The 13630-nt window shown below is 59.4% G+C and carries 10 protein-coding genes and 1 pseudogene; 2 read left to right on the top strand and 9 right to left on the bottom strand.

The window, feature by feature from the left end; translation table 11 throughout:
- The 3 genes and pseudogenes from AAC035_RS10440 to gntA all read right to left on the bottom strand — a co-directional run.
- Nucleotides 1–1104: pseudogene (locus tag AAC035_RS10440) on the bottom strand (hypothetical protein); the annotation flags it as partial.
- A gap of 46 nt (nucleotides 1105–1150) precedes the next feature.
- The gene (locus AAC035_RS10435) at nucleotides 1151–1753 is read right to left on the bottom strand and encodes an urea carboxylase-associated family protein (protein WP_339803569.1); all 603 of its coding nucleotides are present in this window, start codon (nucleotides 1751–1753) and stop codon (nucleotides 1151–1153) included.
- Between the two features lie 8 nt (nucleotides 1754–1761).
- A complete protein-coding gene (gene gntA / locus AAC035_RS10430) occupies nucleotides 1762–2472 on the bottom strand; it encodes a guanitoxin biosynthesis heme-dependent pre-guanitoxin N-hydroxylase GntA (RefSeq protein WP_339803566.1) in 711 nt (236 codons plus the stop codon).
- Between the two features lie 448 nt (nucleotides 2473–2920).
- Here gntA and AAC035_RS10425 point away from each other — a divergent pair, with 448 nt between their 5' ends.
- Nucleotides 2921–4990 (top strand): TonB-dependent siderophore receptor, encoded by a 2070-nt coding sequence (locus AAC035_RS10425; protein ID WP_339803563.1) that lies wholly within the window; start codon nucleotides 2921–2923, stop codon nucleotides 4988–4990.
- Nucleotides 4991–5126: 136 nt separating this feature from the next.
- On the opposite strand, the gene AAC035_RS10420 is transcribed toward AAC035_RS10425, so the two are convergent.
- The 6 genes from AAC035_RS10420 to AAC035_RS10395 all read right to left on the bottom strand — a co-directional run bounded on the left by AAC035_RS10420 (nucleotide 5127) and on the right by AAC035_RS10395 (nucleotide 12569).
- Nucleotides 5127–5948 (bottom strand): (2Fe-2S)-binding protein, encoded by an 822-nt coding sequence (locus AAC035_RS10420; RefSeq protein WP_339803561.1) that lies wholly within the window; start codon nucleotides 5946–5948, stop codon nucleotides 5127–5129.
- A complete protein-coding gene (fhuB, locus tag AAC035_RS10415) occupies nucleotides 5935–7965 on the bottom strand; it encodes a Fe(3+)-hydroxamate ABC transporter permease FhuB (RefSeq protein WP_339803558.1) in 2031 nt (676 codons plus the stop codon). Before fhuB ends, AAC035_RS10420 begins: the two co-directional genes overlap by 14 nt.
- Nucleotides 7955–8887: an iron-siderophore ABC transporter substrate-binding protein gene (locus AAC035_RS10410; RefSeq protein WP_339803556.1), complete on the bottom strand. Its 933-nt coding sequence runs from the start codon at nucleotides 8885–8887 to the stop codon at nucleotides 7955–7957. Before AAC035_RS10410 ends, fhuB begins: the two co-directional genes overlap by 11 nt.
- Entirely contained in the window at nucleotides 8877–9650 is a 774-nt protein-coding gene (locus AAC035_RS10405) for an ATP-binding cassette domain-containing protein (protein WP_339803553.1), read from the bottom strand. The genes AAC035_RS10410 and AAC035_RS10405 overlap by 11 nt, the downstream gene beginning before the upstream one ends.
- Nucleotides 9651–9742: 92 nt before the next feature.
- On the bottom strand, nucleotides 9743–11533 hold the full coding sequence (locus AAC035_RS10400) for an ABC transporter ATP-binding protein (protein ID WP_339803550.1): 1791 nt from the start codon (nucleotides 11531–11533) through the stop codon (nucleotides 9743–9745).
- Nucleotides 11534–11702: 169 nt separating this feature from the next.
- Nucleotides 11703–12569: a LysR family transcriptional regulator gene (locus AAC035_RS10395; RefSeq protein ID WP_339803547.1), complete on the bottom strand. Its 867-nt coding sequence runs from the start codon at nucleotides 12567–12569 to the stop codon at nucleotides 11703–11705.
- Nucleotides 12570–12722: 153 nt separating this feature from the next.
- On the opposite strand from AAC035_RS10395, the gene AAC035_RS10390 reads away from it, so the two are divergent.
- The coding region (locus tag AAC035_RS10390) for a 3-isopropylmalate dehydratase large subunit (protein WP_339803544.1) at nucleotides 12723–13630 on the top strand (908 nt) is incomplete at its 3' end.

Raw genomic sequence — 13630 nt, 5'->3', positions numbered from 1 at the left:
CTGAAGAGTGTGTGCGGTCTCCGCTGAAAGCGGGAGGTTGATCTGCCGCCAAAGGGCCTGGGCCACGGAGGGCGTAAACAGCGAGCCCCGCTCCAGCATCATGGTAAGGCCATAGACAGCCTGGCAGGTTTCCGGATAGATGGCCTCGTCTATCAGCGCGTGGACCAGCTCGGTGTAGCAGTAGAGATCGTCCAGACCAGTCATGGTCAGCCCAAGGGTAACCGGAATCAGATCCTCCTGATGACTGCTGCGCAGAAATCGCAGCATGACCGCGTGGTAGCCGGAGGCCAGACCCGTGTCGTGCATGCTGCGGGCAAACCAGGTGGCTTCGGTTGACAGGGTAACGCTATCCATCTGTGCCAGCCGCTGCTCATAGATCTGTAAGCCCGGGTCTTCGACGCTACCCGGAGTGGGTGCGAACAGGGCATTGACCAGGCGGGTGGCATCGGCGATGCCGGTGGTTTTGATGTTGGGGTCGTAGAGGCATCTGGCGATCTGTCCGATCATCTCACAGATGCTGTCGACCTGAACCGGCCCCTGGTCCAGCAGTCGCCAGACCTCTGCCACCAGGCTGTCCAGCAGGCTTTCATAGCCAAGGTGGGAAATCAGATAACGGTATAGTTCCTGGACAATATGGCCAAGCTGCTTCGGGCGTTCCCGGTCGGCTTCCGTGAGTTGCCCTGACAACAGGTCCAGGTTCAGCGCCATAACCTGAGTCAGAAAATGGCGCGCCTGTTCTGCCGAAATACCGGGATGAAAGTAGTCACCGTGCACGACCGCAAGCATCCGCAATTCGCTGATGGCTTCTACAATGGTGGTTACGGCCCCGGCCTCCCGCAGGGAGTGCCTGGCTAACGCAGGCTGAAGGGTAGCTGGCTGAGCCCAGTCACTGGTACCGAAGATACCGGCGGATTCCAGCGAGCGGACCCGTCGGTACAAAGCATCAAAGCCCCCTGGCAGGGTCATCAGCATGCGGGCTCGTTCCAGCAGACCCAGGCTGGAGGCCTTGGGGTCGGTGCGGCGAGCGCGGGCGAAGTCCGCCAGTGCCATATCAAACTGCTTCAATGCTGACGCGAGTGCGGGGTCGACGTTCTGGCCCCCCATAGTTTCGACTCCCTGCTTCACCGCCGGACTTTCCAGTTACTTTAGCCTAACTCCTGTGGCGTACAACCCGGAAATCTATGGGTTTGAAGCAGAAATTGTTCGACTGCCCGGCAGAACATGCCGTCATCGCCACTAGCAGAGGCATCTCGGCCCGCAAGCTTACGAAATCTCCGGCTTTGCTGAGGGGCGGGAGAACCCGGAACTCTCCGGTCGTGGCATCCACCGCAACGTGCATGAATACGTTAAATGCGATGGGAATCCGGTCAACCCCGATATCAAAGGGCTCGAGTGCCGCCACCAGATTGCCTTCGCAGCCCGGACGCCCCTCGTCCTCCCCGTAGATAATCCGGAAGGTGTCTTTTGAGCAGGGCGTCAGCGTAAAGTCATGGCGGCCGCAGGTATCCTCCATGATGGTGAACATCGGCCGGCTGAGGTTCGAGTAAAGAATGTCACCTGTGGTGAGCCATAGATGGCCTGCGTAATCGAGAGAGCGTCCTGAAGACAGATACTCCCTGCGATCCGGATTGCCAAAAGCGACCAGATCGCTCACCTGCTGACCTTCGGGATCGATAATGATCAACTCATCACCCGTGGCAAGCTCGACGGTTTGCGCAGAACAGGGCAGAATCCTGACGGCTGCTACATCCATGTTTCCCATTACTCCCTGAAGTCGTAGGGACACTGCCAGCTGTTTCCAACCTCTCGGCCGCTGTACTGCCTGGCTTCACTGGCCTCGCCGAAATTGGCCAGGTTGGGGTTCAGGGAGCCCTGCAACTCGACATCCCGTGCCCGGGTGGCTGCCTGCATCTTTTCAAAGCGTCCGTCCGCCCTCAGTTTTTCAAACTGGCGGTGGGAGTTGAACACCAGTACCGGGTGGCTGAAACGCCTGGCCAGTCGCGACGCATGGGAGTGGAGTCCGATTACGAAGAACGGATGGCCGGCGATGCTCAGGCTGAATTGTGGACTCTCGGTATCACTGCTGACATCGTTGGCAGCAGGATTGCCCGCTGTAACATCCAGCTGGTGCAACCGCCACAACTGTGACCACATCAACGCCTCGAAACCGAGCTCGTCCATATTGAACGGCCCATTAAAGATGGCCACATAGGAGTGCACGATGCCTTCTGGCCAGTCCGTCCCCTCAATCATCTCAACAAACCGGGACAGCCCGTCGGCCATAGGTTCGTCATTTCCCGGATCATCCAGCGTACCAAATTCATGGGTTTCAATGGTGTCTCGGGCCAAAGCCAGTTTTGCTCCCACGCAGGGGTAGCTATCGTCCGCCAAAAACTCCAGGAAGCGTGCGCACAGATCCGGCACGGGAATCAGATTTCTGTCAGCGGCACCTGTGACGTCAGTACGTATCATCAGCCTCTCCTTCACTCGCAAATGGTAAACAGCGACCGATAATGCGTGGCTCAGTCAGCATTTACCCGCGAAGAAAGACTAGCCTTCGTCGTCAGCGGAGTATGTACGGTTGCCCACACAGGTGGCGCTGGTTCATCCGAACTTTTTTGCGGACCGCTCCATGGGAGTCACGCACACATCCTGGCCTCATTTCCTGAAAGTGGAACATGGCCGGAGCGACGTTGTTTGCATGTCGGGTAACAGGGTTCAAGAGATAATTGCTTTTTGTGAATAATAACAATTATCATTAAGATATATAATCATCAGCTAACCTCAATCTAAGTCAGTAACGGAGTTAAAGATGTCCCTATATCCGGAGCCAATGTTCTGCCGCAAAATGCTGCTCACTGCGGTCGCTTGCGCAACTTTTCCTGTTTTCGCTTCTGCCCAGGAGAACGAACCTACAACAATGAAAGCCTTGGAAGTATCCGCAGAGCGTGGCCTGGTTTCGTCGGAGTCCTCCGGTAGTTACACCAGTGGTGCAACGACAACGTCTATGAAGATCGAGCTCAGTCACAGGGAAATACCCCAGGCGTTAACAGTAGTGACGCGCAAGCAGATGGACGATTTTGCGCAAAACGATATCAACGATGTGCTGGAGGGAACCACCGGCGTGACCGTGGAATCCGTTGAGACGGACCGCACCTACTACACATCCCGCGGTTTCGATATCAACAACTTCCAGTACGATGGCGTCGGCCTTCCGGCAGTATACGACAACGTACAGGGCGAACTGGATACGGCCTTCTTTGACAGGGTTGAGGTGGTGCGAGGTGCGAACGGCCTGATGGCCGGTTCCGGTAACCCGGCGGCAACCGTTAACTTCATCCGCAAACGCCCGACAGCGCAGACCAATGCCTCTGTCGCGGTCACCGGGGGATCCTGGGACAAGAAGCGCATTGTGGGAGATGTGTCGGGCGAGGTTTCGGAATCCGGGGCCGTGCGTGGCCGTGTGGTTGCAGGTTACGAGGACAAGGATTCCTACCTGGATCGCTACAGCAACGAAAAGCAGATGTTCTACGGTGTGCTTGAGGCAGACCTGACGGACACCACACTGCTGACACTGGGCCACTCGATACAGACCTCGGACACCGACAGCCCGCTTTGGGGCGCGTTGCCCCTGTTCTACACCGATGGCACCGCAACAGACTTCGCCCGATCAACCAGCACCGCTTCGGACTGGTCCTACTGGGACAACACCCAGCACAACAGTTTCGTGGAGCTGCAGCAGGAGCTGGCTGGCGGCTGGCAGGCCAAAGGCACCGTATTCCGGCTGGAGAATGACAGTGAATCAGAGTTGTTCTACCAATACGGCACGCCGGATCCGCAAACCGGTGACGGGCTGCTGGCCTACCCGAGTCAATACGATCTCAACGCAGAGCAGTGGGTGGTGGACGCGTATGCGACCGGCCCCTTTGAGCTGGCAAACCGGACCCATGAACTGGTATTGGGAGCCACCTGGTCGCGCTCCGAAACGGTGGACGAGTCCCGCTATGGTCAGGGCATTGGTAACGCGCTGCCACCCCTGAACGAGTGGGATGGCAATTATCCCCGGCCCACATTCGACAATGGTGTTGGCGGATCAGACTGGACGGATCGTGAAGCCGCCACCTACGCCGCTGCCCGCTGGACCCTGACCGACAACCTGACAGCCATTACTGGTGTTCGTCTGACCTGGCTCGACAGTAAAGGCACCAGCTACGGCGCAGAGAAAACCACCAGTTACGACGCGATTGAAACGCCCTACGCCGGGCTGATCTACGATCTGAACGACAATCATTCTGTGTACGCAAGTTACACCGAAATCTTCACGCCGCAAACCGAGCTGGACATCAACCGTGATCGCCTGGACCCGATAGATGGCGTGAACTACGAACTGGGCCTGAAGAGCGAATTCCTCAATGACCGGGTGAACACCACAGTTGCGCTTTTCCAGACGGAACAACAGAACGTGGCTGACGTTGCAGGCACCTTCGCGGGTACTCCAGAGGCGTACTATCGCGGCATAGACGGACTTGAAAGCCAGGGCCTTGAGCTCGAATTCGTAGGTGACGTTACAGACAGGATTCAGTTATTCGCCGGGTACGCCTATGTGGACATTGAAGATGCTAATGGCAGTTCTGCCAAATCCTTTGTGCCGAAACATCTGGCGCAGCTGCGGGGAACCTGGAAAGTACCGGGAATAGAAGGCTTGCAGGTCGGCAGCAAGGTGCGTTGGCAATCGGCCATCAGCCAGGAACAGGGGGTTGCCACCACCGGACCCAATGCCGGAGCCACGATCGTCACCGAGCAGAAGAGCTATGCGGTGGTGGACCTGATGGCCAGCTACGATTTCGCCCATGACTGGAACGCGACACTGAACGTGAACAATGTGACCGACGAAAAATACATCGAGAGTCTCAAGAAGTTTGGCGCTTCTGCTCAGGGGTTCTATGGAGAACCGGTAAATGCCAGCCTGACCGTATCCTGGGTCTACTGATACACGGGCGGAGAGAGGGGCGGGAAGTTCCTCCCACCCCTCATTAATAGCTAACAATAGCTAACGGGAGGAAGAGGAATGACGCCCGAACAGGAAATGATAGAAGGGTTAAAACTGGCTGCAGGCGCTGGTGCGGTTATCGGCCTGGTTGCCATTGGCCTGGCTCTGGGCTCCGCTGTTGGAGCGTGAGGGCTGCAAGGCGCTCCTTGCGATACACCCCGCAAGTGCCGCAATAATCACCCTTGGGCAACAGATATTTCAGGCAACATCCTTTCCGCTGGGGGATGGCCGTCGTTTGCCCATTGAACACCGCCGGAATCCAGTCAATGAACTGGTTGGCGTCATTGCGAAACTCCCCCAGCCAGCGCTGGGCCAGATCACAGGTTTCCGCAGGCTCTGCCAGGTTCCATACCGCCGAAAACGGCGCCCCCAACCCGAGCCCGATGCTGCTCCAGTAGGCTCCGGGGCTCACCCCCATCCGCTGCCTGAACACCGGGTACCAATCCTGTGTCAGTTTCCCGACCGAGCGGACAAAGCTTTCCTCATCGACAGCAGGCACACCCGGGGCCTGGAACCAACGGGACGTCACCGGTTCCCCATGCTCAACAGGAGCGAGAAAAATGCGCCGGGGATCGGGCAGGGGAGCCTGGCCATCCCGGAACAGCCGCAGGGTCAGTGGGGCAATCACGTTTAACGCCAGATCCTGCTGAAGCACGGAAATCCGGGCCCGGATAGCGCGGGAATCGGAAGCTTCCGGGTCATCGGTGTTGACCTGGTCGATCAGCAGTGTCGGCTGTTTCAGACACTGCGCCAGAGAAAACAGACCAGGGCGTTTGTCGGCAGAAGGTTGAAGTGCCTGGGCGAGGACAGACTCCCGGTCCAGCCCGGCGGATGCCAGCAGCCGGCCGTAACGCTCGGCCCATGTGCCTGACAGCCCGGCGTGTTCAGGATCGGCCATGGCGGCTCAGCCCCCACAGGAAATAGATACCGCCCACCAGCGCAGCCAGCAAGCCGGCAGGCAACTGGTTGGGGAAGACAATAATCCGGGAGAGATAATCCGCCACCGCAAGCAGCAGACCCCCGGCCAGGGCCGCCACAATCATCTGCCGGCCGACGGTTTGTTGCCCCAGCACTCTTGCCAGGTGCGGGGCGATCAGTCCCACAAAACTGAGGGGGCCAATGACCACGGTCGCGGCAGCGGTCAATACCGCCGCCAGTAGCAGCAGCAACAGCCGGGCACGGGAGACCGAAAGCCCGAGAGACGCCGCTGCGGTATCGCCGAGGGGCAGAATGGTCAGTGGACGCACAATCAACAACAGCAAGGTGCTGACAAGCACGACAAAGCCCAAGAGGCCGAAAGCCTCGCTTTCAGAAATCAGCCAGGTGGAGCCATACATCCAGTTCAGCAGCTTCGAGGCGACGGTGCCGCCGGAAGCCATTACCAGCCGCAGACCGGCGTCCATAAACACATACAGGGCCAGACCACCGAGCAGGAGCTGATTCCCTGCAAACCGGTGCTTGCGGGCGAGCAGAATCAGTAGCCCAAGAGCGCCAGCGGCGCCGAGTGTCGCCGCGCCAAGCTGGCCAATGCGGCTGACTTCGGCGCCGGTAAGCACGATCAACACCATCACCAAAGCGGCACCGCCACTGATGCCCAGCATCTCCGGGCTGCCCATGGGGTTGCCCGTCATCCTCTGAATCAGTGTGCCGGCCAGCCCCAGCGCCACCCCGGCAAGCATGGCCGCCAGCAGCCGGGGCCCACGCCAGACCCAGGCATCGCCCCATTGCGTTATTGATGTCCAGTGCCAGCCGTCCAGCCCCGGAGCCCAGCCCATGGAGACAACCACGGTGGTTACCAGCAATGTGGTAACGATGCAGGTAACAAGAACGGGTGATCGGCGCCTGGGCAGAAAGCCCCCCGGGCCGGATTCCTTCCCCGGCATGTGATAGGTGTTCCTGAAACTCTGAAGCGCCAGCAGGATGACCGGGCCGCCAATCAGGGCGGTGGTGGTGCCCGTGGGCACCAGGGAGCCATCACCCCAGGTGGATGCCCAGTGCGCCAGGGTGTCGGCCAGCAGTAACAGACCGCCCCCCATGAGGGTGCTCCAGAGCAATTTGTTGCCCAGTGTGCGGGCGCCCAAGAGCCGGGCCAGAACTGGCGCAGCCAGGCCCACAAAGGCCACCACGCCAACCCGGCTGACAACCGTGGCCGTCATCAGCACCACCAGAAACAGCGCCAGTGCCCGTATAAGCCCGATTCTGGCGCCCAGGGCACTGGCGGAGGTCTGCCCCAGTTGCAGTAATTGCAGCGGCCGCATCAGCAGCAACATCAGAATGGCGAGGACAATTACCCGGGGCCAGAGTTCCATGAACGGCCCCCAGTTGTTCTGTACCAGCGAACCGGCGCCCCAGATAAACAGATTGCCCAGCCATTCACCCTTGAGCAGCAGGAACGCCATGTTCATGGCGCCCAGGAAGAAGGTGATGACCAGCCCCGCCAGAATCACCGTGACCGGAGAGAATCCGAGCCGCCAGGTGAGCGCGATCACCATGCCGATGGCCAGCAAACCACCACCAATCGCTGCCAGGTCGGGGCTGAAGGCCAGCAGTCCGGGCGCAAACAGTGTGGCTACGGTAATACCGAACTGACCGCCCGCTTCCACGCCGAGGGTGGTGGGGGAGGCCAGCGGGTTGCCCAGCACCTGCTGGGTAATGGCCCCGGCCAGCCCCAGCCCGCAGCCGATCAGGATGGCGATGGACACCCGGGGTGCCCAGCTGTAGTGGGCCAGAACCGAGGAATAGTGGTCTGGATCAAAGGTCCAGAACGCCGACACCAGCGCGCCGGTATCCAGTTCGCCCAACCAGGGTGCGAAGCTGGCAATCAGCGCGCCAACCCACAGAATAACCGCCGCTACTGGCAGTGTTGCGGGAATGGTGGGGCGCGATGCAGGCAGGCCGGAGGCTTCAGCGTACATTGTCGGAGCCTCCTTCCAGCAGGGCATCCGTCAGCATGGTGGCCAGCCGTTTTACCGGAAACACACCGCCGAAGGGCCACACCGCGTCTATCCGGTACACCTGGTTACGCCTGACCGGGGGCAGGTAGGTCCAGAAAGGGCTGCTGGCCAATGTGTCGGCAAGCCCGGGCAAAATCGGGGAGATCACTACAATGCGGCTGTTCTGGTACGGGGCGATGGCTTCCAGCCCGACAACCGAGAATCCCCAGAAATTGCCCTCCAGGGGCCAGGCGTTTTCAAGCCCGAGAGCCGTCAGGGTGGTCTGGTACAGACTGTTGGGCGCGTATACACGCACATGTCGGTCATCCAGGAAATTCACCAGGGCCACCGGCTTGTCGGTCATGCCTGCGTCTTCCAGGCGTTGGCGCTGGGTTTTAAGGGTCTGTTCGATGTCTGCCAGAATGGCGTTGGCCCGGTCTTCCCGGCCGAGCATGTCAGCGAGTGTGGTCAGCATTTCACGGGCCTTCTCGAAGGGCCGATTGCCTTCCCTGTACACACTGATCACGTAGGTCGGTGCAATCCGTTCAAGCAGGCTGGAGGCAGGCGCCATTTCCGAACTGGTGACGATCAGGTCCGGTTTCAGTTCTGCGATGGCTTCCAGGCTTGGCGCCACGCGGGTGCCGATATTGGGAACACCGGCTGGAAGCACCGGCTCATTCACCCATACATCGTAGCCATCCCGGTCGGCCACGCCCACCGGCGTTACGCCAAGCAAAAGCAGAGCTTCGGTGGCAGCCCAGTTCAGGGTGACAATTCGCTTCGGGGTGTCATCCAGGGTGATGGTACCGTACTCGTGTTGCCAGGTTTCAGCATTGGCCGGTAACGAGAGCAAGCCGATAAACAGCAGTGCTACAAGGGCTCTTGGGAAATACTTAATGGACATAGGAAACCCACTGCCCCGGTGCACGCTCCATCACGCCCATGGGGACACCGTAGATGGTTTCCAGTATCTTTGAATCCATAATCTGCAGGGGGCTGCCGTCTGCAATCAGTTGCCCGGTTTTCAGTGCCACCAGCCGATCGCAGAAGCGGGCGGCCAGGTCCACATCGTGCAGAACCACGATTACGGTCAGCTCCCTTTCTTCGGCCAGGCGATGCACCAGGCGCAGGGTTTCCACCTGGTGTTTTACATCCAGTGCCGAGATGGGCTCATCAAGCAGCAGGCAGCGGGTTTGTTGGGCCAGTAGCATGGCGATCCACGCCCGCTGACGTTCGCCCCCGGACAGGGTATCCACAGAGCGATGCTGGAAGCGGTTGAGCCCGGTGTCTGCGATAGCCTGGTCGATCAACTGATGGTCTTCGTTGTTGTAGCGGCCCAGTGGCCCGCGCCAGGGATATCGGCCCAGGGCAACGAGCTCCCTTACCGTGAGGCCATCGGTGCCCGGTGGATGCTGGGGCAGGTAGCCAACGGTGCGGGCAAATTCCCGTGCGCCTGTGGTGCGGAAGGAAGTGCCCAGCAGGCTGACGTCGCCGGAAGTGTGCGAGATCTGGCGAGCCAGAACCTTGAGCAGTGTGGATTTGCCGGAGCCGTTATGCCCGAGCAAAGCGGTAACCTCGCCTTCCCGGAAGTCGATGTTGATGTTCCTGAGGATGGCGGTGTCGCCGATGTTCACATCCAGGCGGGATACTTCGAAGAACGCAGGCATGCAGGCTCCAATGATTCTGAAGGCCTGCAGCATAATCTAAATGCGAATTACTATCAATTATGTTTTGTGTTTCTTGATAGCTGGGCCAGGCGCTATGCCTGGCCGGTTTGTACCCGCCATTGGGCCGTATAGGCGCCGTTGCTTTCCAGCAGATCCTCGTGTCGGCCGGACTCCACAATCCGACCTCCGTCCACTACCGCAATCGTATCTGCGTCCACAATGGTGGACAGGCGGTGAGCGATCATGATCACCGTGCGGTTATGGCCGATGCGCTTCAGCGAGCGCTGGATGGCGGCCTCGGTTTCATTGTCGACGGCGCTGGTGGCTTCGTCGAGAACAAGGATGGGAGGGTCTTTCAGCAAGGCGCGGGCAAGGGAAAGGCGCTGGCGCTGTCCGCCGGACAGCCTCACACCCCGTTCTCCCACGGCGGTAGACAATCCCTCTGGCAGCGCTTCAATGAACGACCAGGCTTCAGCGGTTTTTGCCGCTTCAATGATCTGTTCATCGTTGGCTTCCGGGAAGCCGTAGGCGAGGTTATCGCGGATGCTGCCTTCGAACAGGTAAACATCCTGGCTCACCAGCCCGATGGCTTCCCGCAGGGATTTGAGGCTGACGGACTGGATGGGCTGCCCGTCGATGAGTATCAGGCCGCCCGTCGGATCGTAAAAACGCAGCAACAGCTTGATCAGTGTCGACTTGCCGGAGCCGGTCGCGCCTACAAGCGCCAGGGTGTTCCCGGCCGGCACCTGTACGGAGATGTTGTCGATACCGGCACCGCTGGACGGATAGTGAAAGCTCACCCCTGCAAAGCTGACTTCACCCTTTACCGGTTGCTCCAGGGTTTCGCTGGCATCGTCCCGCACATGCACCGGCTCGGCCAGCAGGTCGAGAATGCGGCGGGTACTGGCCATGGCCCGTTCGAACAGGTCGATCACTTCTGCAAGGCCGGTCAATGGCCATAGCAGGCGCTGGGTCAGGAACACCAGAACCCCGTAAGCGCCAACGTTCAGGTTACCTTCCAGCGCCATCATGCCGCCGACGGTAAAGGTGGCCAGGAATCCCGCCAGAATCGCCATGCGGATGACTGGAATAAAGGCTGAACTGATACGAATGGCCCTGCGGTTGGCCTCCACATACGCCTCGCTGCTGGCCTTCAGGCGCGCGGCCTCACGCCTTTCAGCGGTAAAGCTCTTGATGGTGGCTATGCCACCCAGGTTGTTGGCCAGGCGACTGGACAGGTCGCCCACCTTCTCCCGCACATCCGCGTACAGAGGGCCGGCCTTGCGCTGGAAATAAAACGTGCCCCAGACGATCAGCGGAATCGGCGTGAATGCCAGCAGGGCGATCAGGGGAGACAGTACAAAGAACACGGCACCAACGGCAACAACGGTCACCACCACCTGGATCATGGCGTTGGCGCCGCCGTCCAGGAAGCGCTCAAGCTGGTTGACGTCGTCGTTCATGGTGGAAACAAGCTGGCCGGAGCTGCGGGCTTCAAAGAAGCTCATGTCCAGTTTCTGGGCGTGCTCGTAGGCGTCTTGCCGCAAGTCGGATTGCAGGCGCTGGGCCAGGTTGCGCCAGAGGATCTGGAACAGGTATTCGAATATGGATTCGCCGGCCCAGATGAAGAAGGTGAGGACCGCCAGAATGGTGATCTGTTCCTGGGCGGTTTCAAACCCCAGGCCCGCCACGAAGCTTTCTTCCTGATTGACCACCACATCAATAGCAACACCAATCAGGATTTCCGGGGCAATGTCGAACAGCTTGTTAAGTATAGAGCAGGTGGTCGCGGCGACGAGCTGGCGCCTATAGCCTCTGGCATAGCGCAAAAGTCGCACCAGGGCTGCGTAACTGCTGGTGTTCTTCTGGAAAGGCTTACTCATGGTCCACTCCGCTTGCGCCAGAAACGCGCCAAGGGTAGCGAACTTAATGACACATTAAAATAGAATCATTTAGATTTATGGTTCGAGCACTCATTCGCCAGTCTTGTTCTGAGTATGTCGGACCAGCGCGTTAGGTCAGCTTCGTTTCGTCAGCTGCTGGCCAGAGATTTCATTGCAGCTCCTCCGCTATTGCAAGCAAGGCCCGGGCCTGGGGGCTCAGCTCCCGCCCCCGCAGGCTGATGCCGCCGAGGAAGCGGGTTACCCGGTGGGGCAGGTCAATGACGGTGAGGGTGTCGTCCACCATGCGTTCCGGCAGTACGCTCCAGCCCAGGCCTACGGCGGCCATGACCTTGATGGTCTCCAGGTAGTTGGTGGGCATCTGGGGTTTCAGGTCCAGGCCCTGGTCCAGGAAAAGCCGGCTGATGGTGCGGTAGGTGGCCGTGCCGGCTTCCGGCAGCAGGGCGTCGTATTGGGCAAGATCTTCCAGACTCGGGTTCGCCAGGTCCGCAAGGGGGTGTTCCCGGGCTACCACAAATGCCATGGCATCTTCCCAGCGCACCTGCACTTCAAAACGCTGTTCCATGGTTTCGCTGAGGGTGACAAAGGCCAGCTCGGCGGTGCGTCTGGCCATGCGGTCGTAAGCGCTTTCGGAGTCCATGAACTGCAGTCCCAGCGATACGTCCGGGTAGTCCCGGTTCAGTTTTCGCAGCCAGGCGGGTAAATGGTGCAGGCCGATGTGGTGGCTGGCAATCAGCGCCAGGTTACCGGATACACCATTACCGCTTGAGTTCAGGGCCTGACGGGCATTGTGGACTTCGTCCAGTATCCGGCGGGCGTAAGGCAGCAACCTTGCGCCGGCGTCAGTCAGGCGCAACTGGCGCTGGCTGCGATCCAGCAACGTGGCGCCCAGCTGGTTTTCAAGGGCTGCCAGGCGTTTGCTTACGGCGGGCTGGGTTAAATGAAGCACCTCAGCGGCTTCTGAAAATGAGCCGTGATCGATCACGGTGATAAAGGCCTTAAGGGCACCTGAGTCCATGCCGCTTCTCCTGGGGTGCTGTCTGTCTCGGATCGGGATTGCATTCCATTATGGAATCATATTAATAAATAACATGAATTGAGGTTATTTTAAAAGGCGCATAAGATAACCACAGCACTATTCCGAACAACCCCAGGATTGAGAGAGACAACCATGGCGGGCAAAACCTTATACGACAAGTTGTGGGACGATCACCTCGTCAAGCAGCGTGATGACGGCTCGGCGCTGATCTACATCGATCGGCAGCTGCTGCACGAAGTTACCTCTCCGCAGGCCTTTGAGGGTTTGCGTCTGGCGGGTCGTAAACCCTGGCGGATTGACGCCAATCTGGCCACCCCGGACCACAACGTGCCAACCACGGATCGCGCCATGGGCATCGAAGGGATTGTGGACCCCGTTTCCCGCATCCAGGTGGAAACCCTCGACAAGAACTGTGATGAGTACGGCATTCTTGAGTTCAAGATCATGGATCAGCGCCAGGGTATTGTTCACGTGATCGGGCCGGAGCAGGGTGCCACCTTGCCGGGCATGACCGTGGTCTGTGGCGATTCCCATACCTCTACCCACGGCGCCTTCGGCACCCTGGCTCACGGTATTGGCACCTCGGAAGTGGAGCATGTGCTGGCCACCCAGTGCCTGATCCAGAAGAAGATGAAGAACATGCTGGTGCGGGTCAACGGCAAGCTGGGCCAGGGCGTCACCGGCAAGGACGTGGTGCTGGCCATCATCGGCAGGATCGGTACCGCCGGTGGCACCGGGTACGCAGTGGAATTCGGTGGTGAGGCCATTCAGGATCTGTCCATGGAAGGCCGCATGACCATCTGCAACATGGCTATTGAAGGCGGTGCCCGGGTTGGCATGGTGGCGGTGGACGATACCACCATTGATTATGTGAAAGGACGTCCGTTCTCGCCGAGGGGTGATGACTGGGAAAAGGCGGTTGCCTACTGGCGCACCCTGCGCAGTGATGATGATGCGGTGTTCGATAAGGTGGTGGAGCTGGAAGCCTCTGACATCATGCCGCAGGTCAGCTGGGGTACCTCGCCGGAAATGGTTACCGG

The organism is uncultured Marinobacter sp., assembly GCF_963974375.1.
GTDB lineage: Bacteria > Pseudomonadota > Gammaproteobacteria > Pseudomonadales > Oleiphilaceae > Marinobacter.
This window is presented reverse-complemented; position numbering and strand designations above follow the sequence as displayed.